The organism is Actinomycetota bacterium, from assembly GCA_030019255.1.
GTDB lineage: Bacteria > Actinomycetota > Geothermincolia > Geothermincolales > RBG-13-55-18 > Solincola_A.
This window is the reverse complement of the sequence record JASEFK010000012.1, coordinates 18,840-41,660: the sequence shown is the minus strand read 5'-3', so window position 1 is coordinate 41,660 and position 22,821 is coordinate 18,840. Positions and strand designations below refer to the sequence as shown.

18 protein-coding genes and 1 tRNA gene are annotated in these 22,821 nt (G+C 63.2%); all 19 read right to left on the bottom strand.

Annotation, left to right across the window (positions count from 1 at the left end; all coding sequences use genetic code 11):
• Window positions 1–5: 5 nt before the first annotated feature.
• The gene (locus QME84_10180) at window positions 6–539 is read right to left on the bottom strand and encodes an isochorismatase family cysteine hydrolase (GenBank protein ID MDI6874631.1); all 534 of its coding nucleotides are present in this window, start codon (window positions 537–539) and stop codon (window positions 6–8) included.
• A gap of 502 nt (window positions 540–1,041) precedes the next feature.
• On the bottom strand, window positions 1,042–3,540 hold the full coding sequence (locus QME84_10175; protein ID MDI6874630.1) for a sugar phosphate nucleotidyltransferase: 2,499 nt from the start codon (window positions 3,538–3,540) through the stop codon (window positions 1,042–1,044).
• A 646-nt stretch (window positions 3,541–4,186) separates the two neighbouring features.
• Complete coding sequence (locus QME84_10170) at window positions 4,187–4,870, bottom strand: MBL fold metallo-hydrolase (GenBank protein MDI6874629.1); 684 nt, start codon at window positions 4,868–4,870, stop codon at window positions 4,187–4,189.
• An 81-nt stretch (window positions 4,871–4,951) separates the two neighbouring features.
• Window positions 4,952–5,527 (bottom strand): CDP-diacylglycerol--glycerol-3-phosphate 3-phosphatidyltransferase, encoded by a 576-nt coding sequence (pgsA, locus tag QME84_10165; GenBank protein MDI6874628.1) that lies wholly within the window; start codon window positions 5,525–5,527, stop codon window positions 4,952–4,954.
• A gap of 307 nt (window positions 5,528–5,834) precedes the next feature.
• Window positions 5,835–5,912 (bottom strand) — tRNA-Pro (locus tag QME84_10160).
• Between the two features lie 65 nt (window positions 5,913–5,977).
• Window positions 5,978–8,089, bottom strand: coding sequence for a diguanylate cyclase (locus QME84_10155; protein MDI6874627.1), 2,112 nt, complete (start codon window positions 8,087–8,089; stop codon window positions 5,978–5,980).
• Window positions 8,090–8,216: 127 nt separating this feature from the next.
• The gene (hflX, locus tag QME84_10150) at window positions 8,217–9,512 is read right to left on the bottom strand and encodes a GTPase HflX (GenBank protein MDI6874626.1); all 1,296 of its coding nucleotides are present in this window, start codon (window positions 9,510–9,512) and stop codon (window positions 8,217–8,219) included.
• Between the two features lie 62 nt (window positions 9,513–9,574).
• On the bottom strand, window positions 9,575–10,735 hold the full coding sequence (locus QME84_10145; GenBank protein MDI6874625.1) for an LL-diaminopimelate aminotransferase: 1,161 nt from the start codon (window positions 10,733–10,735) through the stop codon (window positions 9,575–9,577).
• 115 nt (window positions 10,736–10,850) lie between these two features.
• Window positions 10,851–11,708: a diaminopimelate epimerase gene (dapF, locus tag QME84_10140; GenBank protein ID MDI6874624.1), complete on the bottom strand. Its 858-nt coding sequence runs from the start codon at window positions 11,706–11,708 to the stop codon at window positions 10,851–10,853.
• Window positions 11,709–12,677, bottom strand: coding sequence for a tRNA (adenosine(37)-N6)-dimethylallyltransferase MiaA (gene miaA / locus QME84_10135; protein ID MDI6874623.1), 969 nt, complete (start codon window positions 12,675–12,677; stop codon window positions 11,709–11,711).
• A gap of 298 nt (window positions 12,678–12,975) precedes the next feature.
• Entirely contained in the window at window positions 12,976–13,515 is a 540-nt protein-coding gene (gene amrA, locus QME84_10130; protein ID MDI6874622.1) for an AmmeMemoRadiSam system protein A, read from the bottom strand.
• A 2-nt stretch (window positions 13,516–13,517) separates the two neighbouring features.
• A complete protein-coding gene (locus QME84_10125) occupies window positions 13,518–14,360 on the bottom strand; it encodes a class III extradiol dioxygenase subunit B-like domain-containing protein (protein ID MDI6874621.1) in 843 nt (280 codons plus the stop codon).
• Window positions 14,361–14,501: 141 nt separating this feature from the next.
• Window positions 14,502–15,830, bottom strand: coding sequence for a tRNA (N6-isopentenyl adenosine(37)-C2)-methylthiotransferase MiaB (gene miaB / locus QME84_10120; protein MDI6874620.1), 1,329 nt, complete (start codon window positions 15,828–15,830; stop codon window positions 14,502–14,504).
• A gap of 321 nt (window positions 15,831–16,151) precedes the next feature.
• Window positions 16,152–16,928 carry a sugar phosphate isomerase/epimerase gene (locus QME84_10115; GenBank protein MDI6874619.1) on the bottom strand — a complete coding sequence of 259 codons (777 nt, stop codon included), beginning with the start codon at window positions 16,926–16,928 and terminating at the stop codon, window positions 16,152–16,154.
• 24 nt (window positions 16,929–16,952) lie between these two features.
• On the bottom strand, window positions 16,953–17,324 hold the full coding sequence (locus tag QME84_10110) for a hypothetical protein (GenBank protein ID MDI6874618.1): 372 nt from the start codon (window positions 17,322–17,324) through the stop codon (window positions 16,953–16,955).
• A gap of 557 nt (window positions 17,325–17,881) precedes the next feature.
• Entirely contained in the window at window positions 17,882–18,142 is a 261-nt protein-coding gene (locus QME84_10105; protein MDI6874617.1) for a stage V sporulation protein S, read from the bottom strand.
• Between the two features lie 236 nt (window positions 18,143–18,378).
• Window positions 18,379–19,485: an ATP-binding protein gene (locus QME84_10100; GenBank protein ID MDI6874616.1), complete on the bottom strand. Its 1,107-nt coding sequence runs from the start codon at window positions 19,483–19,485 to the stop codon at window positions 18,379–18,381.
• 374 nt (window positions 19,486–19,859) lie between these two features.
• Window positions 19,860–21,401 (bottom strand): ribonuclease Y, encoded by a 1,542-nt coding sequence (gene rny, locus QME84_10095; GenBank protein ID MDI6874615.1) that lies wholly within the window; start codon window positions 21,399–21,401, stop codon window positions 19,860–19,862.
• Window positions 21,402–21,703: 302 nt separating this feature from the next.
• The gene (recA, locus tag QME84_10090; GenBank protein ID MDI6874614.1) at window positions 21,704–22,795 is read right to left on the bottom strand and encodes a recombinase RecA; all 1,092 of its coding nucleotides are present in this window, start codon (window positions 22,793–22,795) and stop codon (window positions 21,704–21,706) included.
• Window positions 22,796–22,821: the final 26 nt, after the last annotated feature.

Genomic DNA, 22,821 nt, shown 5'->3' with positions numbered 1-22,821 from the left:
CCTCCTCAGATCAACTCGGCCTGGAGCACCTCCTCCAGCTGCTTGAAGATGAAGGCGTCGGTCTCCTCGCTCAAGGAAGCCACGCCGTCCCTGAAGACCGCCACCCGGTAGTTGCGCATGGCGGCGTCCAGGGCGGTGGCGTACACGCATATGTTGGTGAGCACCCCGGTGAGGTAAAGCTTTCCCACCCCCATCTCGCGGAGATAGGTATCCAGGTCGGTACCGAAGAAAGCGCTGTACCGCCTCTTGGGTATCAGGTAGTCCTTCTCCCCGGGGGCGAGCTCCTCCACCACCTCCCCTCCCCAGGTGCCGGCAATGGCATGGGGAGGCCAGTGCTGGAATTCCCGGTCGTCCGGACGGTGCCGGTCGGCCACGTAGATGACCGGGATGCCCTGCTGCCGGGCGTCACGCACCAGGTCGGAGATCCTGGACACGATGCGGGAGGCTCCGGGCACCACCAGGGCCCCCTTCTCATGTATGAAATCGTTGAGCATATCGATGACCAGCAGGGCACCGTCTGCGTCAAAGGTAAAGGCCATGCTCTCACACCTCCCAGCGAATCCTACCGCTCCCCGCCGCGCGGGAAGCCCTCCGCCTCCCCGCGGTTACCCATCCGTTCCTGGCTCTACCTCCGCGCCGTGTACTTTCCATCTATAATACCCGCTTTACGAGCACATGGTTAAGGTGCGCCGGGCGGGACGCGCTACCTTGACTACCTTGGGAACCTGTTTTATTCAATTCCCCGCCTTGCCCAGAAGGACCGCATCATTGATGCCACCTTTCCGGGTTAACGGTGCCGGGCGAGGCATATCCTTCATGGGATTTCCACTATCAGATCTGCCATATTTTTACCCCCAATGAAGACGCCCCGCTTACGGTGCAAGCACCGGCTGCACCTCCTGTGGAGCTAAGGCCGTTTTTCCGCGCCGCCCTGCATCGCGGATACCACGGGCAACGGGGTCCCCTATAACGCACGGAGGGTAGTCAGACCTAAACCGGTTTTTAAGGACCCCTGGAGCCCGGTTTTTCTCCCGCGAGGCTTCAGGTACCCACCAGGGCGTTTATTTTCCTAGTCATCTCGGCGATAAGGCGCGCGGCCTCGGAGTCGCTCTCCGCCTCGCTGATGATGTGGAGGGTGGGTTCGTCCGGGTCGGGCAGCACCAGGACCCAGGAGGAACCGTCCATGTAGACCTTGACCCCATCCACCAGGTCCACTCTCTCCTGTGCGTACTCCTCCACCAGCCTCCTCATGATGGTGCCCTTCTGCTCCCAGGAGGCCAGGTATTCCGTGGACAGCATGTGGATGGGAGGCAGGCCGTTCACGTGACGGGAAAGGGGTCCCTCCACGCGGCTCAGGGCCTCGAGGAGCATGGCCGTGCTGGCCATGGCATCATAGGTGGGTATGAAGGAGGGGAAGATGAACCCCCCGCTGCCGGCTCCGCCGAAGACCACCCCGTCCTCCAGGGAAGCCTTCATGAGGTCACTCCTGCTGACCTTGGTGCGCACCACCCGGTTGCCGTAGCGGGAGGCTACCCTTTCCACCTGGGAGGTCACGCTTACTGGCACCACGATGCTGCCCCTCATCCCCGCTTCGCCCAGGAGCTCGACGAAGAGGAGGAGGGCCACCTGGGGATGGATCTGGCGGCCCGTCTCGTCGAGGAGGTAGAGCCTCTCCGCGGCGTTGTCCAGGAGGACCCCCAGCTCGGCTTCCGAGGATTTCACCAGCCGGGACAGGTTGCGCAGGGAGGCGTTGAGTTCCTCCTGGGAGAGGGTCACCCTCTTCTCGTCGGTGAAGTTGTTCAGGCTCAGGACGTCGCAGCCCATCTTCCCCAGGATGGAGGGAAGGATCATGCTGGCGCTGGAGAAAGCGTAGTCCACTACCACGCGGAAGCGCCTCTCCCGCAGGCGCTCGAGGTCCAGGCGGTCCAGGAGGGACTTGGTGTACATTTCCAGGACGCGGGGCGGGAAGACGATGGCCCCGATCTCGTCCATGAAGGCGCGCCGGAAGCTGGCCTGGCTGAAGACCTTCTCTATGTCCCGCTGCTTGGATTCCGGTATGTCTATGCCTTCCTCGTCGAAGAAACGAATCTCGATGGACTGGGGGTCGAAGGCTGAGATGCGCACGTCCACGCCCCCCTCGGCCCGCTCCGCCCGGATGGCGTAGCGGTTCACCGGAGCGGGAGATATTTCCAGGTCGGCGACGTTGACCCCCGCCGCGTTGAGGCCGCTTATCATGGCCCTCTTAATGGTCCTGGCGGCCCGCGAGGCGTCCCGGGAGGTGACCACGGTGGAGCCCACGGGAAGGGTGGACCCGTAGGCCATGGCCAGCCGGAGGGCCAGTTCCGGGGTCACGTCAACGTTGACGATCCCGGACACGGCCCTCTTGCCGAAGAGGGTGCGCAGGCCCCGGGATTCCCAGACGATGCTGGTGTTGACCGTGGCTCCCGTCTCCACCGTCTTGAAGGGGTATATCTTCACGTCGTGCTTGACCAGGACGCTCTCCCCGATGAGGCACTCGTCCCCCACCACCACCCCCTCCTCCAGCCGGACGTTGGCCTTGAGGTCACAGTTCTTGCCCACCACGCAACCCCGCAGGTGGCTCCCGTTGCCTATGTAGGAGTTCTCGTAGATGATGGCCCGGTGGAGGAAGGAGTCCTTCTTGACCACCACGTTGTGTCCCAGCACGGTATATTCCCGGATCTTGGTCCCGGATTCCACCTTGCAGTGGTCCCCCAAGACCGAGGGGCCCTTTATCTCCGCCCCCGGCTCGATGTCCACCCCCTCGCCCACCCAGACGTTCTCCGCCATGCGGAAGCCGGGGATGTCCACCTTGACCTTTCCGTCCAGGACGTCCCGGTGGGCGGCGACATACTGCTCGAAGTTGCCGATATCGCACCAGTACCCGTCGGCTACGTACCCGTAGAGGGGATAACCCTCCTCGAGGAGGCGGGGGAAGAGATCCTTGGAGAAGTCGTAAGGCTGGCCCTCGGGGATGAAATCGAGGACCTCCGGCTCCAGGACGTAGATACCGGTGTTGATGGTATCGCTGAATACCTGCCCCCAGTTGGGCTTTTCCAGGAAGCGCTCTATACGCCCCTCTGCGTCGGTGACTACGATCCCGAATTCCAGTGGATTTTCCACCCGGATGAGGGTGATGGTCACCATGGCCTTCCGACTGCGATGGAACTCCACCACCCGGTTGAGGTCAATGTCCGTCAAGGCGTCACCGCTGATCACCAGAAAGGTATCGTCCAAAAGGGAGGAGCTGTTCTTCACGCTTCCTGCCGTGCCCAGGGGAACAAACTCGGTGGTGTAATCCAGGTTCACTCCCCAATCCGCCCCGTCCCCGAAGTAATTGGTGATCAGCGTGGGCAGGAACTGCAGGGTGACCACCATCTCCCGGAACCCGCATTTCTTGAGCAATTCGATGATATGCTCCATCATGGGTTTGTTGACCACCGGGAGCATGGGCTTGGGCTGGTTGCTGGTCAAGGGACGCAGCCTGGTTCCCTGCCCTCCGGCCATGATAACCGCCTTCAACATCCACCTCCTGCACTCCCTTGTACGAGCTTGGCGGAGCTGCGTAAGTAACTTCGAGAACGCCGGTCGGGAAGCCCAGGAAGGCCATGATCCTCAATACGTGTTTCTTTCCCGCGCCGGCCTCAAGGCGCCTTAATGTTCTTTTACAGCGGCCGGAAAGGAGATGAGACTGTGATGAAGTCCGTTTCCGACCGGCTTAACCTTATTATAACCGAAAGCCTTCCTCTCTTTTTCCCGGAAGCGCGCCCGAACGACATGGGCGGACCGTACTCGTCGTGCTTGCAACCGCCTCTCTGAGCAGGGGCGTAACCATGCTCGTGGGTACCCCGGTGGTGGGCATCTTGATCCTCAGATGAGGGAAAAACCGGCCATGCACTGGAGAGAAGTCCCGGCCGCCTCCCCTGCTCCTCGTCGTCATATGCGTACCGGGCTTACGGAAGGCGGTAGGAGTGCGGGAGGTCCGGCGGCGAAAAAGAGGTGAAAAGGACTCGGGGGTGGCAGTGACGGAAATCGAGAGGGCGGTGGGATAAAAGATACTCCGGGATCCCTTACACGTTCCACCGTGGCCTGTATCCGCCCCAGTAATCGAGTACCGGAATCAGTCCGCCGCCGACGTGTGAATGACGGCGCTCCTCTCCAGCCTGCTTCAGTCCAGGAAATCGAGTACCAGAATCAGGGTGGGCTCGGGAAGCTCCCCGGGGTCTATATACACCGGCTTCTTCCCCACCTTCTCCACGCGCTCGAACCGGGAGAGGAAGGGCTCCTCGGTGAGGATGGGGAAGCTGCACCCGGAATTGCGGAAATGCATGGGCACGGCTATGCGCGGGGCGAGGGCCCTCACCACCTCCGCCGCCTGGGCGTCGTCCACGGTGAAGGTACCTCCCACGGGGACGAAGAGCACGTCCGCTCCCTTGAGCTCGGATACCAGATCCTCCTCCAGGAGATGCCCCAGATCCCCGAGGTGGACGAAGGTCAGGCCCTGTATTTGCACCCTGAAGACGATGTTGGATCCGCGTTCCTTTCCCCCGCTGGGATCGTGGAAGGTCGGAAAGCCCTCGATGAGCACGCCGTCTATCTCCCTCCGCCCCGCATCCCGCACCACGACGGGGTCGCCCTTCACCAGGTCCACGTTGGCGTGGTCGAAGTGATCGTGGCTCACCAGGACGATGTCCGCCTCCACCCGGGGAAGGGCATAACCCACCCCCTCCCCGTAGGGGTCGGTGACCAGGCGGTGCCCGGACCCGTCTTCCAGCAAGAACATGGCATGTCCCAACCAGCTGACCCTCACCGCGGAGGAAAGATCCTTCTCCTGGGTGAAATGGGAACTCATTTTCACACCTCCTCGCGAAGCGTAGCCGATGCTACCCGCATTCCGCTTCAAATTTCCGGCCCCATTACCGCGGGGCGGGTCTCAGGATTCCAGCCTTGCTCCTAACAATTTTATACCCCTGTGGAGGTAGATGAAACCGCTGAGGTAGGAGAAGAGGATGCCCGCGCAGAATATCGCCAGCCCCACGGGGTTCACCTGCCGGTAGAGGTTCCAGTAGATGAAGATGCAGATGGCGGTAAAGAGCAGGGCGGTGGCCAGCTTGCCCGTCCAGTGCACGGCCAGCTTCTCCCTCACCTGCGGGTCCCTGATGCCCACCACCGGGGCGCCCACGAGCATGAGCACGTCCCTGCTCACGATCACGATCCCCATCCACAGGGGCATGAAGGAACGCCACATGAGGGCCACCAGCACGGCGATGACCAGAAGGCGGTCGGCCAGCGGGTCCACCACCTTGCCGAACTCGGATATGGTGTTGGTGCGGCGCGCTATCTGGCCGTCTATGAAATCCGTCATGGCGGCGAAGACGAAGGCGGCGAGGGCCCAGGCATGAGCCGCGTCCCTGGCGTGAGGGTCGGCGGCGAAGATAAGCCACACCACCACCGGGATGAGCGCTATGCGCAGACAGGTGAAGAAGTTAGCGATGTTCCTCCTGATCATCGAGGACCTCCCTTCTCGTGGGATATCGTCATCCGATACGAAAAGCCCTGCCGCACCTTTCCCCATGGAGCCTCCTTTCGACCGACGCGGAAAGACCCGGCGCTTTCCCCCCTTAGTCCAACTGCAGGGGCATCCTGGGTGGAGTCGTCCAGAAGTGTATTTTAATCCGGGGGAGTGACGTACGAAAAAGGAGACCAAACGGCCAACCCACGGACGGCGAAAGGTGGTGTGCACGTTTCCTGATCGGGCACGCGGTTGAACCAGCGGTCGGTCCTAAATCAAAAGGCGGCTCACGCCGCCTTTCTTCTGGTCGGGATGGCCGGATTTGAACCGGCGACCTCTAGACCCCCAGTCTAGCGCGCTAACCAAGCTGCGCCACATCCCGGCTTGACAATTGTTATTTTATACCCAGCCCATGGGCCGTGACAACGCAATCCGGAAGCACGCCAGTCATTGGGGCACATGGGGGTGGAACGCCTCCCGATCCAGGGAGGGGTCGTAGAGACAGATGCGGTTGCGGCCCGTGAGTTTGGCGCGGTAAAGGGCGCGGTCGGCACGGTCGATGAGCTCCTCGGTGCCCTCGGCGTCTTCCGGAAAACCGGATATCCCCATGCTGACGGTGAGGTTCCCGCCGGGCTGGAATTCCTCGAAGGGGAATACGTAATCCTGGACCACCCGCCGTATACGTTCCGCGATGTTGAGGGCCTCCTGCTTGGCCACCTCGGGGATGATGACGGAGAATTCCTCCCCCCCGTAGCGGAAGACGGTGTCTACTTCCCGGACATTCTGCTGCAGGAGGCCGGCCATAATACGCAGCACCTCGTCTCCGCGCAGGTGTCCGTGCTGGTCGTTGTAGACCTTGAAATAGTCGATATCCAGCATGATGAAGGAGAAGGCCCTTCCGTAGCGCAGGGATCGCTTGACCTCCTCCCCGAGTACCCGCTTGAGGTGGCGGATGTTGTACAGGCCGGTAAGCTCGTCGGTGATGGCCAGCTGGCTTACCTCCTCGAAGAGGCGGGCCCTCTCCACGGCCACGCCTATCTGCTCCCCTATGGCCTTGGCCAGGGCGGCGTCCTCCTCGTCGAAGCCCCTTTCGAAATGGCTGGCCATGTGCAGTATCCCGTACAGCTTGGTGCCGGAACGGATGGGCACGCAGAGCACCGACCGGATATCCTCGCTCACCACCATGTTGGGACACCGCTTTTCGGACTCCACATCGGGACATAAGAAGTGGTCCCCGCTCCTGAGCACGAAGCAGTCCGCCACCGGCTCGAAGGGATGGCTCAGGTGTTTCTCGGCGTACTCCTGACCATACCCCAGGTTGCGCACCGTTCTTAGCATCCCCGACTGGGCATCCACCAGGTTAATGAGGGCCTTGTCCGGGGCAAAGAGGGCCCGGATGACGTCCATGGCCAGGTTGTACAGCTGGTCCAGGCTGGAGGTGGTATGGATGGCGTCCACCACCCTGATGAGACTGGTCAGCTGGGCGACCTTCTCCTCGCTGCGCCGGAAGAGGAGGGCGTTGTCCAGGAAGACGGAGATGTGGGGCGCGAGCAGGCACAGGAGCTCCAGGTCGCGCCGGGAGTAGCCCCTCCTGTCCATCTTGTTGGCTAGCACCAGTAGCCCTATCTTCTTGCCCCGCGCCTCCAGCGGGCAGGCCAAAAGGTCTAGCACGCGTATCTCCGGGAGCAGCGCGGGCAGCTCCATTTCCCGGCAGGCACGCCTGGTGAGGAGGAGGGGCCTGCCCTGCTCGAACGCCTTCACCAGGAGGCTTTCCGATCCCATGGGCATCCTCAAGCGGGTAGCGGTCAGGAAGTCGAGCCCCGGCGAGGGTTGCTGGGCCACCAGGGAAGCGGAATTCTCGTCGTGGGTCAAGAGGAGCGTGATCTCCGCGCGCATGATCTCGGCCATGCGGTAGGTGATCTCGGATATGACGTTGTAAAGGGCCGGGCTCTTGCTCGAACTGCGGCTTATCTCGTAGAAGAGTCGCAGTCGCCGCCGGTCCTTGAGGAGTATGTCCGTCACGTAGAAGTTGAGGATGGAGGCTCCGGCCAGGAACCCGTAGCGCAGCGCGAGGGCCCGGGGAAGGTCGTAACCCGAGGGAATGGTCCGGTCGGCCAGGATCACCGCCGTGTACCCCAGGAGGGCCAGAAGGGAGGCGAACACCGCCCCTCCGAACTCGCCGTAGACGCCTCCGATGAGCGAGGCCAGCCCCAGGAAGAGGAAGGTATAGCTCTCCACGCCACCGCAAAGGTAGATGGCCAGGCAGATGGCGGAGACATCGATGATCGCCGCCAGCCAGCGGAGCCTTCCCCTGAGGCTGAGCACCCGGTAATAGCGGTAGGTGGCCAGGGTGTAAGCGAGATAGATTCCTCCCAGGATATAAAGTGGGGGGTAGGAGATCTCCCCGCCCAGGTTCACGTCCAGGCGCTCCAGTTGAACCAGGAGCAGGAAACCGAGGGTGAAGAATAGCCGGAAGATGAACTCCCGCTTCCGCACCTCCCGGTCCGTTTCCCCGGCCCAGAGGCCGCCTTCCCCTCCGCCGCCAGCCGTCTCTTCCATCTCCCCTTGGATCCTGAAGACCTGGAAAAATACGAGAAAATATTATACCAATGCGCCGACAAGGGCGGGCATCGGCCGCGCATCTCCGGCTCCGGACCGGGATGGCGAGGATGCGCGGTACCGCCCCTCAGGCCCCGTCCTCCTCCCGGAAGGGCCGCATCCTCTCCACCAGCTCCGGGGGCACCTCGGCCAGGAGGCGGTAAAAACCGTCCCTGGTGCTCACCTCCAGCACCCTTCCCCGCCGGTAAAGCAGGGAGAGGAGGCGGCCCTCCTCCAGGGGAAGCTTCAAACGCATGGTGCGCGAGGCGGGGATGAAGGCGGCCATCTTCTCCTTGAGCTCCGGGAGGCCCTCTCCGGTGACCGTGGAGGTGAGCACGCTGCCGGGAAATTTCCTGCGCAGGGATTCCCTTTCCTCCGCCCCCAGGAGGTCGATCTTGTTGAGCACGTAGATAGTGGGAATTTCTAGGGCGCCGAGCTCCTCCAGGACCTCCTCCACGGCCCTGGTCTTCCGCTCGATATTGGAGGCCGAGGCGTCGATGACGTGCAGGAGGACGTCCGCCTCCCTGACCTCCTCGAGGGTGGACTTGAAGGCCTCCACCAGCTGGTGAGGCAGGTGGTTGATGAAACCCACCGTGTCGGTGATCACCGCGCGCCGGTTCCCCGGAAGCACCACCCGCCTGGTGGTGGGGTCCAGGGTGGAGAACAGGCCGTCCTCCACCAGGACACCGGCATCGGTAAGCCGGTTGAGGAGGGAGGACTTTCCGGCGTTGGTGTAGCCGACCAGGGAAAAGGTGGGGACCTCCAGGCGCAGGCGCCTCTTCCTCTTCACGCGACGCACCCGGGTGAGCTCCCTGAGTTCCCGGTTCAGGGTCCTCAAGCGCATGTTTATGCGGCGGCGGTCAACCTCCAGCTTGGTCTCGCCGGGTCCCCGGGTACCTATCCCTCCTCCCAGGCGGCTCAACTGGGCGCCCTTCCCGGTCAGCCTGGTAAGCTGGTAGCGCAGCTGGGCCATTTCCACCTGGGCCTTACCCTCCTTGGAGTGCGCGTGCTGGGCGAAGATGTCCAGGATGAGGGCGGTGCGATCAACGACCTTGATGCCCAGGGCGTTCTCCAGGTTGCGCTGCTGCGAGGAGGTGAGCTCCTGATCAAAGATGACCAGGTCGGCGCCATTTTTCGAAACCCGCCTCTGCAGCTCCTCCAGTTTCCCCCTGCCCAGGAGGGTGGCGGAATCCGGCTTCCGGCGAGACTGGACGAGGAAGTCGACCACCACGGCGCCGGCGGTTTCAGCCAGGGAGCGCAGTTCGGCCAGGCTCTCCTCGGCCTCACCCTCCGGGACATCCCCCCAGAGCACGCTCACCAGTACGGCCTTCTCCGCCTCCTCTTCCGGGAGTCGCTCGGAAAGGTCCCTGTGTTCCTCGCTCAAGGGTCGTCACCCCGCCTTACGTCCAGCCTGCTACCGGAAGGATGTATCCGGAATCCCGCCGCTCAGGAGAAGGCTTCCCGGAGCCTGCGCACCCCCTCCCTCAGCTCCTCGTCGGGCAGGGTGAGGGAGAACCTCACGTATCCTTCCCCGCGGGACCCGTAAGCGGCCCCCGGGACCACCACCACCCCCGCCCTGTCCAGAAGCTCACGGGTGAAGGATTCCGAGGTGTGGCCGTCGGGCACACGCATCCAGACGTAGAGGGTGGCCCTGGGAAGATCGACCTTCCAGCCCAGGGAGCGTAGTGCGTTCACCAGCTCGTCCCTCCGCCTGCGGTACACGTTCCGGTTGTCCTCCACGCAGTCCTGGGGACCCTCCAGGGCTGCCACGCCCGCCAGCTGGATGGCGTTGAAGACCCCGGAATCGACGTTGGTCTTCACCTTGCCCAGGGCGGCGACGATCTCCTCTCCCCCCACGGCGAAGCCCAGGCGCCATCCGGTCATGTTGTAGGTCTTGGATAGGGAATGGAACTCCAGCCCCACCTCCCGGGCCCCGGGGACCTCCAGGAGGGAGGGAGCGCGGTAGCCGTCGTAGGTGATCTCCGAATAGGCGTTGTCGTGAACCAGGACCACCTGGTGGCGCCTGGCGTAGAAGACGGCCCTCTCGAAGAAGGAAAGGTCGGCCACCGCCGCGGTGGGATTGTTGGGGTAGTTGATGAACAGCACCCTGGCCTTTTCCCAGACCGCGTCCTCCACGGAATCCAGGTCGGGCAGGAAGCCGTTCTCCTCGCTCAGGGGCAGGTCCACCGGTTGTCCGCCGGACAGGATGACCGCCGTGCGGTAGACTGGATAACCGGGATCCGGGACCAAGGCCACGTCTCCCGGGTTCAGGCAGGCCAGGGGAAAGTGGGCGATCCCCTCCTTGGAACCGATGAGTGTCAACACTTCCCGGTCGGGATCCAGCTCCACTCCGAAGCGGCCGAGGAACCAGGAGGCGGCGGCCTCCCGGAACCTCTTCATGCCCTGGTAGGAGGGATAGCGGTGGTTCTCCGGGCGCGCCGCCTGAAGGCGGAGCTCCTCCACCACGTGCGGTGGCGTGGGCAGATCGGGGTCCCCGATGCCGAAGTTGATTATCTCCACTCCCTTTTTCCTGAGCTCCTCCACTCGCCGGTCGATCTCGGCGAAGGGGTAGGGCGGGAGTTCCTCGATCCTCCTGGAAACTCTCACCATCTCCTCCTTGCAGGCTTTATATTTCCGAATCCTCTGCCGTTGGTCACCGCCCTCCAGAGGGCGACGGCGGGTAAACGTCCTCGCCCGGGTTCCGGGAATTCCCGGTACCGACTCAGTGACGGTCCATCCATCCGGGACTCAACTCTCCGCTGAATATCTCCACCGCGCCGCCCACCAGGTGTACGTGACCTCCCGGATCCGCGTAGATCCTGAGTTTTCCGCCCGGGAGCGACACCTCCATGGAGGTGACCCCCCTGCCGGAATGCACGCAGGCCACGAAGGCGGCGCAGGCTCCCGTTCCGCAGGCCTGGGTCTCCCCCACCCCCCTCTCCCAGACCCGCACCCTGAGGCGTCCCTCATCCACCACCTCCACGAACTCCACGTTGGTGCGGTGGGGAAAATAAGGGTGTCTCTCGATGTGCGGACCCCATTCCTTTACCGGTGCCTTCTCCACCTCGGGGACGAAGAGCACGCAGTGGGGATTGCCCATGGAAAGGCAGAGGGCCTGGGTCCTCGCCCCGTCCGGGAGGTCCAGGGTTATCTCCATCGGGGTGCCGGCTTCCACGGAGTCCGGGAGATCGGGACCGCCGAATTCCGGAAAGCCCATGTCCACGTCCACCTCCCGCACCCTTCCCTCCTCCACCGAAAGGCGCAGCTCCTTGGTCCCGGCCCCGGTCTCCACGAACATCGTCTCCCGGCTGATTCCCGCCCTCTCGTAAAGGTACTTGGCCAGGCAACGGATGCCGTTCCCGCACATCTCCGCCTCCGTTCCGTCGGCGTTGAAGATGCGCATCCCGGCGTCCCCCCCGGCACGTGGCGGACAGGCGAAGATCACCCCGTCCGCTCCCACGCCGGTGTGCCTGCGGCAGAGCTCCACGATCTCCGCGGGGGCAAGGAAAGGCCCTCCGCGGTCCAGGGCGCTCAGGATTATGAAATCGTTACCCGTGCCGTGATACTTGTAAAAGACCACCTACTCTCCTCCGCTCAACTCCTCCTGCAGGCACTCGAGCACTCTTTTCCAGCTCTCGGGGGGATGCTGGAGGAGCTCGTGCTCCTCGAGCCTCAACCATCGAAGTCCCGGCAGACGCCGGAACCAGGTCAGCTGCCTCTTGGCGTAGCGCCGGGAACGGCGCTTTATTTCAGAGATAGTCTCCCCGAGGGGTTTTTGGCTGTCAAGATAGGAAAGGACCTCCTTGTACCCCAGGGCCTGCCTCGCGGTACGGGAAAGGCCCCTTGCCGCAAGAGCCTTCACCTCTTCCACCAGCCCGGCGGAAACCATCTCTTCCACCCTTCGGTCTATGGCCCGGTAGAGGGCCTGGCGGGGGGCATCCAGGACCACGCCGCAATAGGGGTAGACCAGCGCCTGCTCGCCGCGACGCGACTGGAAGCGGGAAATGGGAACGCCCGTCCGCAGGTAGACTTCCATGGCCCGGATCACGCGGCGGGGATTGGAGAAGTCACCACGGGAGGCGAATTCGGGATCCACCTCCCTCAGTCGCCGCTTCAGTCCGTCCAGGTCCTCTTCCGCCCACTTTTCCAGTTCCCGCCGGAGTTCGTCCTCCTCGCCACCGGGCGGAAAGCGGAGGTCGTAGACCACTGCCTCGAAGTACAGGCCCGTTCCCCCCACCAGGAGGGGCACCTTTCCCCGTGCCGCCACTTCCTCCACCGCCCGGCGCGCCTCCCGCTGGAAGCGGGCCACGGAATAATCCTCGGCGGGATCCGCCACGTCGATCATGTGGTGGGGGACTATCTCCTGCAGCTCGGGCCCCGGCTTGGCGGTGCCGATGTCCATGCCACGGTATACCTGCATGGAATCCACGGAGATGATCTCCGCCTCCAGGTGGCGAGCCACCTCCACGGCTATGCGGCTTTTCCCCACCGCCGTAGGGCCCAGGACGGCGGCCACCCTTATTCCCTTGCCGGCGTTCCCCTCGGCCATCAACTTCAGGGTTGGTTCGTAGGTCTCGCGTGCCGGAGTGAAGCCTGCAGGCGCATGAAGCGGCCCTGGAGCGGGTCGGAGACCGCCGCGACCTCCTTCCTTCGTCCGGGCTTCCGGTCCGGAAAACCTTCCCTCCCCGCGGAACGCATGGAGGAGCGGCATGCCGCCATGTTCCATCCCCGCAATGCGCCGGCGCTCCGGGACGAGGACGCCGGATCCCGCCGGACAATGTGGCTCATCCCGGTCTCTCCTCTCGTGCGCATCCCGGGAGGCGCCTCCCTCGATGGAGCCGTCTCCCTCAATGGTGCCTCCGGACCGTGAAACGGTAGATGTGGATGGGTTCGTGCCCGCCGATCCCGGCCTTGCGCCTGGCGATGTCCAGCTGCTCCTCCACGGTGTCCACGCCTTCCAGGTCCGGGAGGAGGAGGCCCAGCCGCCCTCCGCTCTGGACGATGACCCCGTAGCGGCGGGGGTCGAGTTGGGAGATGTCCTCCACCGGTTCCGGTTCGCTCAGGACATCCACGCTTATGTCCAGGTCCGGGAGTTCATCCGGGCTCACGGGGGGGAAGCGGGGATCGCGGGTGGCGGCGCTGATGGCGTTGGAGACAATCTCCTCGGCCAGGTTATCCCGGGTGGGCTGGAAGGTGCCGATGCACCCCCTGAGCTCGCCCCCCTTCTTGAGGCTAACGAAGGCTCCGGCCCGCTCCCGCAGCTCCTCGGGCAGCCTCTCCCGGGGTCCGGGATCCAGGATTTTCCTCTCCCGGACCCACTTCTCGATGGCCGCTCGGGCAAGGGACACGTGAGGGCTGCTCGGGCTCCGGGTTTCCTTCCCGCTCATTCTCACACCTCCCGAGAGGAGATGAGGTGCAGGGACACCAGGTACCCTACCCCGAAGGGACCCTCGTAGGAAAGCACTTGGTTGTGCAGCTCCCCGTCCTTCAAGGCTCCCCACAGGGCGTGGATGGAACGGAGTCCGCATTCCCCAGCCGCTTCCACCAGTTCCTCCTCCAGCAGGTACAGGGACTCGAAGTCCCCGGTGCGGGCGATGTCCACGATGCGGCGGTCGAACTCCGCTGCCCGGGGATGATACCCGGCCGGCGCCCCCCTTATAAGGCGGTGAGAAAGATCCCCGCTGGCCACGAAGACGGCCTTCCTCCCCGTCCGGCGGCATGCCCGGCGCGCGATCCTCCCCAGGCGGAAGTGGCTCCGGTAATCCAGCCCGGAGATGGACAGGGAGATTATGGGCGTTTCCAGATACCGGTCGAGGTAGTAGAGGGGCACCAGAAGCCCGTGGTCCAGCTCCTCGCCCCTGTCCAGCCAGCCTCCCCTCGAGTGCTCCAGGGGTACCAGGGGGAGGCCCTCCGCCTTGGCTTCCTCGACCACGGCGCGAGCCAGCTCGACATCGTTGTTCTTGGCTATGCGCACCTGAGGACATCCGAAGGAGGCGAAACTCCCCTCCAGCCTTTCCCCCACCTTGACGGAGAAGGCGTCCCGGAAAATGGGGGTGTGGGGAGAGATCATCACCAGGACGTCCGGGCCCAGGTCCCTGACGGCCGACCCCAGTTTCTCCATGGCTTCCCGGGTGGAACGCACCCTCTCTAGTTCCCTGCCCCCGATGTCGGGCACCAGCAGCGGAGGGTGGGGGACTATGCACCCGCCTAAGATTCCCGCTTCAGCGCTCACTCCATCACCCCCAGCAAACGCCCTTCGACCGTTCACCTATCTCCAGACCCCGGGTTTCCGCGCTCCCAGGATGGGCTTCCGTAGTAACTCGCGGCCGGCCAGATATTAGGATACCCCGGTCCGGCGTCCGGGAAACAGCCCTCAACCGGTAAAGCCGCCTATCTCCACCAGTTCCCCGTAAAGGCTCCAGCTGCCGGAGTGGGTGATCCTCACCCGGGCCAGCTTACCCTCCAGGTTCTCCCGACCCCGAGGGAAATGCACCAGCTGATTTCCCCTGGTGCGCGCCTTCCACATGCCCTCGTCCTTGCGGCTGGGGCCTTCCACCAGAACGTGCTCCACCCTTCCCACCCTCCCCCGCAGGCTCTCCGCGGTCAGTCGGCGGGTGAGGTCCGCCAGCCTTTCCAGCCTTTCAAGCTTTACCTCCCTGGGGACGTCGTCGCCGAGCCGCGAGGCGGCGGTGCCCGGACGCGGGTTGTATATGAAGGTGAAAGCGGCGTCGAACCGGCACCGTTCCACCAGTTCCAGGGTCTGCCGGAAGTCCTCCTCGGTCTCCCCCGGAAAGCCTACCATGAGGTCGGTGGTCAGGACCACGCCATCCACCAGGTCCCGCAGTTCCTCCACCTTGCGAAGGTAATCCGCCGCCCGGTAACCCCGGTTCATGGCCTGGAGTATGCGGTCCGAACCGGCCTGCACGGGGAGGTGGACGTGCTCGCATACGTTCTCCGTCTCCGCGATGGCCTCCATTATCCGGCGGTCGAAATCGCGAGGGTGGGAGGTGGTGAAGCGTATCCATACCCCCGGGAATTCCCGCCCCAGGAGGCGCAGCAGCTCGGCGAAACGGCTGCGCCCCTCCTCTCGGAGGCGGTAGGAGTTTACGTTCTGGCCAAGGAGGTTGATCTCCCGCGCGCCCTCCTCCACCAAGCGTCCTACTTCCTCGAGTATCTCTTCCGGGGGCCTACTCATTTCCCTTCCGCGGACGTAGGGGACCACGCAGTAGGAACAGAAGTTGTCGCACCCGTGGGTTATGGTCACCCAAGCCCTGAAGTTCTCCTTCCTCCTGGCCGGAAGGCCAGCCAGGCGGAGACCGTTCATCCCCAGAGCGCAGACGCGCCTTTCGGCCGCCTCTTCCAGAAGCTCGGCGATACGGGGAAACTGGTGGGTCCCGAAGACCAGGTCCACGTGGGAGGCCCTCTCCAGGAGCCGCCGGCCGTCCTTCTGGGCCAGGCAGCCGCCCACGGCGATAAGGGTGCCCCTCTCCTCCTTCAACGGCCGGAGGGAGGAAAGCCGGCCGTAAAGCCTCTCCTCGGCACTCTCCCTCACGCAGCAGGTGAGGAGGATGACTGCCCCGGCCTGCCCAGGTTCGGTTTCCCGCCAGCCCGCGGCATGGAGGATGCCGGCGATGCGTTCGGCATCGTGAAGGTTCATCTGGCAACCGAAGGTCAGCAGGGCAAAGCTCTTTTCCTCTTCCATACCCTCATTGTAAACCATGTCTTGTTGTCTCGGACTCGGGCAAAGCCGGTTGGAACGCGACGCACTTCGAGCGGGAGGTGAAGGGAATCGAGAGGATATACCGGTGCCGCATGCTTCAGCCCGGACCGCCCCGTCCGCAGGGCCTTTTAATGGAGGGCGGGCAGGGCCCGCGCCTCCCGGACCGCGGGCGTTTTCCGTTCGGCCCGGCAGAGGAACGGAAAGGGAGGAAATGCCCTCGGAGGCCTCTATGCGCTTATCCTTCGCGTGGCTTCGGTAAGGAGCGTGAAGGTCGGCGCCTGGCCGCCCAGGGTCAGCGTGGCCTTACACGGACTCCAGGCAAAACTCCAGGCTGCGTCTAAGGTTGGACAGCACCCGCCTCTCGCCCAGCCGCGCTTCCAGGGGACCTGGACCGAGCTCCAGGGAGACCTTGCCCCGGTACCCAGTGGTCGAGAGCAGCTTCAGGAAACGGTCCAGGGGAAGGCGGCCGTCGAAGGGCAGGGCGTGATCGTCGAAGCCCTTGAGGTAATTGTTGGAAAGGTGGACGTGCCTGACCCGTTCTCCCAGAATATCCCAGGCGCGGAAAATGTCCACGCCAGCGATAGCGAAATGGCTGGTGTCGAAGACCAGGTGCGGGAAACGGGCCAGCGTCGGAAGGGAGTTGTAGAAGCTGAAGTTGAGGGGGCGGCGCAGCTTGAGCAGCATGGCGTTCTCCAGCGCTAGGCATACGCCTCCCCTCTCCCGGTCCGATTTCAGATCCCGGCGTACCCAGCGCGCGTACTGCCACTGCCAGAAATAGGGCAGATGGGCCACCACCACTCCGGCTCCCAGGCGGCGCGCCATCTCCAGGGAGTGCTCGATCTTGCCCCGATAGTCGCCCCACACCTTCCGCGCCGCCATTAGAAATGGGGCGTGAACGCAATCCACGCTCAGCCCGTACTTCTCCGCCAGGCGCCTCACTTCCTTCGGGGACTGGGTCTCGGGGCGTTTGGTGACCATGAGCTCCACGCCGCTGAAGCCCGCCTCGCCGGCCAGATTGAATATGCGCTCCAGCTCCCATTGGAAGAGGGAAGCCGTGGAAAAGATGAAATCTATGCCCATATCTCCCTTCTTCGCGCTCCGCCGTCATCCTCGCCCGTGAAGGATGCGGCGCAGGAGGCTACTGCCGGCCGCCGCGGTGGCCAGGAAGCTTCCCCACCTGGCCCAGGGGGAACGGAGGGCTTTCTCCACCGCGGCGAGGCTGGATTCCAGGCCGGAGAACAGATCACGTATCTCGCCGGTCGCCGCGGTGACGTTCTCCAGCTCCAGGTTGATCTCCTCCGCAGCCTTGTTCAGGTTGACCAGCAGCATATTCAGCTGGGGCCGGGCATCCTTCAGGGTACGGTTCACCTGGTCCACGCTCCTCGAGAGCTTGAGAGTCAGGCGGATCAGGAAAAAGCATAGGGTGGGCACGGAGATGACGGCCGCCAGCAGAAATATCACCTTGAGCGTGGTCATCCTTCCTTATCCTCCATGCTGCCTATCCCGCGTCGCCTCGCCTCCGCGCGATGCCCGGCCTGGCGGAGCACCGCCGGACAGGACACCGGTTAACCTATTTTATAGCCCCTACGGGAGGAGGTAAACAGGGGTATGTAAGCGGCCTGATTTTCGTTCGGTCACGTTTGTTCCGCGAAACCTGGAAATTTCTCCCTATTAGGCGGGGATTCCTTTTGTGCCGAATCGTTGCTTACGCCGACCTTCTGCAGAAACCCCCTTTTCTCTCCGATCCGGGTTGCATCATGACGTCTGGAAGCCTCTTCCTTTTCAGCGGGGATTTACCTTGAATCTGCCCGTTGTTTACGCCGACCTTCTGTAGAAACCCCCTTTTCTCTCCTATCCGGGTTGTGCCAATAACTCAGGAAGTTTCTGCCATCCTCCAGGAAAAAGCGTGTTGAGGAGCGGCCTCTTGTCCATTCCAGTATCGCGCGGGGTGCGGGAAGGTACTCCGCCTTACGAGCTTCATCCTGCGGCACCGCCGGGAAGGACAGTCGCGCCGGCGACTTCAAGGCCCGGTATCAGCGCGATTCGACGGAAAGCCTGATGGCCGTCCTCTCCTCACCGTCGATGATGATGTCGGTGAAGGCGGGGATACATACCAGGTCGATGCCGCTGGGAGCCACGAAACCCCTGGCGATGGCGATGGCCTTGATGGCCTGGTTCAGGGCGCCGGCTCCAATCACCTGGATCTCGGCGCTGCCCGACTCGCGAAGCACTCCAGCCAGAGCACCGGCCACTGAATTGGGGTTAGACTTCGAGGAAACCTTGAGCACTTCCATCTCCTTACTCCTCCCATTGCTCCTTCTGTGCGGCGAAGCCGACATCCCAGGTATCGGTTCTATTATAACGATGTCCTTTATACCTTTAAAGGGTAAGAAAGAGCTAGTGGAAATGATCGCGAAACCAAGGGACACCTCGCCTTCAAAAAGTCCGCGGCGGCGAGGGTTCGCCAGGTTCCGGTAAACCGTCGCCAGCCATATCGTGCTTCCTGCCGCGCCCCTTTCTCCAGGCCCCCTTAATCCTCCTTCTCGTGCAGGCGGAGGGAGATGATCAGCCGGTCCTTGCGCCTCTTTATGACCGGCTGCTCGGCGGTTAGCCAGCACCTCTCCCCAATGTCCGCGAAGACCTCGCTGAGGCGGTTGGCCAGCACCCTCAGGTCCTGTGGGGTGAGGCGGCGTGCCAGCTGGTCGCCCCAATCCGTGCGGGCCGGGCGGTGCAGGTCCGAGCGGCGGATGCACGGGTCGTCGGCGCCGCGGCGCAGGAGCTCGTTTATGCTCATCAGTGGCGGTATCTCGTATTCAAGTACCCGGAAGGCGTTGCGCTCGGAGACCGCCAGTCCCAGCCGCTCCCAGGCGAAGCTCCTCAGGGCCTTCCCTTCCTTGATGCCGCCCAGTTCGAACCACAGCGGGCGTCCTTCGACCTCCTTCCCCCCTGCCCACGATTTCCGGAGGTCCGAGGAGAGGTGGTAGAGGGTGGAAAGTATCTCCGCGTTGGACCCCAGGTATATCTCCACGCCGTCGTCCTGGACCACGAACTCCGTGAGCACGCGGGGCACGTTGTGGGGGCCGCCGGCCACCTCCAGGCAGCCCTCCTCGTTTACTTCCAGCCGCGGAAAGGTGGACTGGTCCTTTCTTTCCGGGACGTTCCGGGTGTCTATGCGCGCCCGGATGACGGTTCCCCTCCCCACCTCCGAACCGACCAGATGCACCTCTCCCACCACCTGCTTAATGGAATAGAGAGCCATGCCCCTGCCGTGGATGCCCAGGTGATCGGCCACCACCTCCTTGATCTTGGAGGTCACCCGGGCCTCGAATATCTTGTGGTGCAGCTCGATGGGTATACCGCCGCCGTCGTCCAGGACGCATATGTTCCTCCAGCGCCCCCTCTCCTTCTGGAAGGAGACCAGGATGTGCCTGGCGCCCGCGTCGCGGGCGTTGCGCACCAGTTCCTTTACCACGTCCTCGACGCTGCGGATGTCCTGGAGCGCCTGCCGCCTCTCCGCCTCGGTGACCCGAAGCCGCACGTACCCGTGACCCAGGTCCTCCTCCACGGTGAAGGTGGCCGGGTCGGCGAGTTCTTTCACGAAACCGAGGAGGTCGTTGCCGTTGTCCGCCTCGCGCATGGCCCCACCTCGTCCTTCGGCTGTCCCGCGACCGCCGCGCGACTCGCACGGCCATCGCCACCAGGGGTTTCTGGCATGCATGATCCGCCGCCCGCCCTACTGATTCATCTCGGCAGCCTGTGGTTACCCCTGAACCCCCGGTCCGCAAAAAAGGGGCCTGCCCAATAGACGACAGAACCCGACAACCAAGATAGGAAGGTCGCGGCGCTCCGGTCAAGACCCCCGGGGGTCCTTGCGGGGGGTTCGACGAGTTCCCCCGGCGGCATACAGCGTTTTCTCAGTGGGAGGAAAAACCCTTCATCTTACCCTCACAAAGCAGCCCGGGGCGGGAGCCTGAACCGGGTTTCCTGGCCACGGTGAGCTGGTAGCGACCATCACTTGGCGTAATCCACGACCCGCTTCTCCCGGACCACGGTTATCTTTATCTGGCCGGGGTATTCCAGCTCCTCCTCTATCTGGCGGGCTATCTCCCGGGAGAGGGTGATGCAACCCAGGTCGTCGATGACGTCGGACTTCACCATGACCCTGATCTCCCTGCCCGCCTGGAGGGCATAAGAGCTCTCCACGCCCTCGAAGGAGTCGGCGATGGTCTCCAGCTTCTCCAGCCGCTTGATGTAACTCTCCAGGGTCTCTCTCCGCGCCCCGGGCCGCGCCGCGCTTATGGCGTCCGCTGCCTGGACCAGCACCGCCTCGATGGTCTGGGGTTCCACCTCGCCGTGATGGGCCTCTATGGCGTGGATGACCGCCGGACTCTCCTTGAGGCGCTTGGCTAACTCCGCGCCGATGATGGCGTGGGAACCCTCCACCTCGTGATCGATGGCCTTACCGATGTCGTGCAGGAGGCCCGCCCTCTTGGCCAGCTTGATGTCCGTCCCCAGTTCGGCGGCCATGAGCCCGGCCAGGTGGGCCACCTCCAGGGAATGCTTGAGCACGTTCTGTCCGTAACTGGTGCGGTACTTCAGCCTTCCCAGAACCCGCATGAGCTCAGGGTTGACCCCGTGGAGGCCCACCTCGAAGACGGCCTGTTCGCCCACCTCCTTGATCTCCGCCTCCACCTCGGCCTTGGCCTTCTCGTACATTTCCTCGATGCGGGCGGGCTGGATGCGGCCGTCGGCGATGAGCCTCTCCAGGGTCAGGCGCGCTATCTCCCGCCTCACCGGGTCGAAGCTGGACAGTATGACCGCCTCCGGGGTGTCGTCGATGATCAGGTTTATGCCTGTAAGGGTCTCGAAGGTGCGGATGTTCCGCCCTTCCCGACCGATGATCCTCCCCTTCATCTCGTCGTTGGGCAGGGGGACCACGGAAACGGTGGTCTCCGCCACGTGATCGGAAGCGCATCTCTGGATGGCGTTGGCGATGATGTTCTTGGCCCTCTTGTCGGCCTCCTCCCTCACCTTGAGCTCCATCCGCTTCAGGATCTGGGCCGCTTCCCGCTTGCTCTCCTCCTCCACCTGGGCCAAGAGTATCTGCTTGGCTTCCTCCCTGGATAGACCGGCTATCTTCTCCAGCTTCTCCTGCTGCTCCTGAAGGGTTCTCTCCACTTCCTTTTGCATGGATTCCAGCTGAGATTCCCTCTCCGCCAGGGCCTTTTCCCTTTTCTCCAGGTTCTCCGCCCGGTTGTCCATCTGCTCTTCTCTCTGGAGCAATCTCCGCTCCAGCCTCTGGAGCTCGCTGCGGCGGTTCTTTATCTCCCGCTCAGCTTCATTGCGCATGGCGAAGATCTCATCCTTAGCCTCAAGTAGAGCCTCGCGTTTCTTGTTCTCCGAGGTCCTCTCCGCTTCCTCTATGATCTTCCTGGCCGCATCCTCGGCGGAGGATATCTTGGACTCGGCTATGATCTTCCGCCCCAAATAACCACCCAGGGCCCCCACCAGCAGGGCCGCTACTCCGATAATGATTGCCAATACCATGGTCATTTCCTCCCTTCTTGTATGTCAAACCGGGTTAAACCCCGGAGAAATAACGCAAAAATGCCGAGTTTTAATCTCGGCATAAGGTTAAATCTACGGTTTAGATTGACCGTAAGGTTCAGGTATCAACTCCTTGCTCTCTTACGGCTATCCATGAAGCGGCAAAGCCGCTCGGATATCAACCAGCTGCCAATAACCTTAGCCGAATTTTATTCTAAGAAAAGCGCCGATATAGTGTCAAGGAAACCCCACATCCGGAAGGAGGGGGTTCCCCTGAATACCCCAGGCGGATACCATGCCATGCCGCCTTACTCGGAACCCCTGGAGGCGGCCTCTGGCTTGGCCTTGGACCCGTTGGTGTTGTTGGCCTTTCCGTTCTGCGCCACCCGAGGCACGATCTCCGGGACGGGAGGGAGGTTGAGCATGGCCCTCAACTGGTTTTCCAGCTTGCGCATGAGGTCCGGGTTGTCGGAAAGGTATTGCTTGGCGTTTTCCCTTCCCTGCCCCAGCTGCTCCTCGCCGTAGGTGTACCAGGAACCGCTCTTCTTCACCAGGCCGTGCTCCACCGCCAGGTCCAGGACATTTCCCTCCGAGGAAATCCCCTTCCCATACATGATGTCGAATTCCGCCTTCCGGAAGGGCGGGGCCATCTTGTTCTTGACCACCTTGACCCTCACCTGGTTGCCGATGATCTCCGCACCCTGCTTGATGCTGTCCAATTTTCTTATGTCCAGCCTCACGGAGGCGTAAAACTTCAACGCCTTCCCACCCGGCGTGGTCTCCGGGCTTCCGAACATCACGCCTATCTTCTCTCGGAGCTGGTTTATGAAGATGGCCGTGGTGTTGGACTTGCTTATGGTTCCAGCAAGCTTGCGCAGGGCCTGGGACATCAGCCGGGCCTGGAGGCCCACGTGGGAGTCACCCATCTCCCCCTCGATCTCCATGCGGGGAACCAGTGCGGCCACGGAATCGATGACCACCACGTCCAGGGCCCCGCTGCGGACCAGCATATCCGCTATCTCCAGGGCCTGCTCGCCGGTATCCGGCTGGGAGATGAGGAGCTCGTCCACGTCCACCCCCAAGGCCCTGGCGTAACTTGGGTCCAGGGCATGCTCGGCATCGATGAAGGCGGCGATGCCGCCGCGTTTCTGCGCCTCGGCGATAATGTGCAGGGCTACGGTGGTCTTTCCCGAGGACTCGGGGCCGAAGATCTCCACGATACGTCCCCGCGGTACCCCCCCTATCCCCAGGGCGATGTCCAGGGAAAGGGCGCCCGTGGGTATCACCTCCACCTGGAAACGGTGGTTGTCCTGGCCCAGCTTCATGATGGAACCCTTGCCGAACTGCCTTTCAATCTGCATCAGGGCCATCTCCAGTGCCTTTTCCTTTTCCACTTTCATCCTCCCGCTCTTCTCACGTCCCGACC

Bases quoted from the DNA above. Each gene is read 5' to 3' on its own strand.
- QME84_10180 (MDI6874631.1), bottom strand. From the start codon at position 539: ATGGCCTTTACCTTTGACGCAGACGGTGCCCTGCTGGTCATCGATATG.
- QME84_10170 (MDI6874629.1), bottom strand. From the start codon at position 4,870: ATGAGTTCCCATTTCACCCAGGAGAAGGATCTTTCCTCCGCGGTGAGG.
- pgsA (MDI6874628.1), bottom strand. From the start codon at position 5,527: ATGATCAGGAGGAACATCGCTAACTTCTTCACCTGTCTGCGCATAGCG.
- QME84_10155 (MDI6874627.1), bottom strand. From the start codon at position 8,089: ATGGAAGAGACGGCTGGCGGCGGAGGGGAAGGCGGCCTCTGGGCCGGG.
- miaA (MDI6874623.1), bottom strand. From the start codon at position 12,677: ATGGCCGAGGGGAACGCCGGCAAGGGAATAAGGGTGGCCGCCGTCCTG.
- amrA (MDI6874622.1), bottom strand. From the start codon at position 13,515: ATGAGCGGGAAGGAAACCCGGAGCCCGAGCAGCCCTCACGTGTCCCTT.
- miaB (MDI6874620.1), bottom strand. From the start codon at position 15,830: ATGGAAGAGGAAAAGAGCTTTGCCCTGCTGACCTTCGGTTGCCAGATG.
- QME84_10115 (MDI6874619.1), bottom strand. From the start codon at position 16,928: ATGGGCATAGATTTCATCTTTTCCACGGCTTCCCTCTTCCAATGGGAG.
- QME84_10110 (MDI6874618.1), bottom strand. From the start codon at position 17,324: ATGACCACGCTCAAGGTGATATTTCTGCTGGCGGCCGTCATCTCCGTG.
- QME84_10105 (MDI6874617.1), bottom strand. From the start codon at position 18,142: ATGGAAGTGCTCAAGGTTTCCTCGAAGTCTAACCCCAATTCAGTGGCC.
- QME84_10100 (MDI6874616.1), bottom strand. From the start codon at position 19,485: ATGCGCGAGGCGGACAACGGCAACGACCTCCTCGGTTTCGTGAAAGAA.
- rny (MDI6874615.1), bottom strand. From the start codon at position 21,401: ATGACCATGGTATTGGCAATCATTATCGGAGTAGCGGCCCTGCTGGTG.
- recA (MDI6874614.1), bottom strand. From the start codon at position 22,795: ATGAAAGTGGAAAAGGAAAAGGCACTGGAGATGGCCCTGATGCAGATT.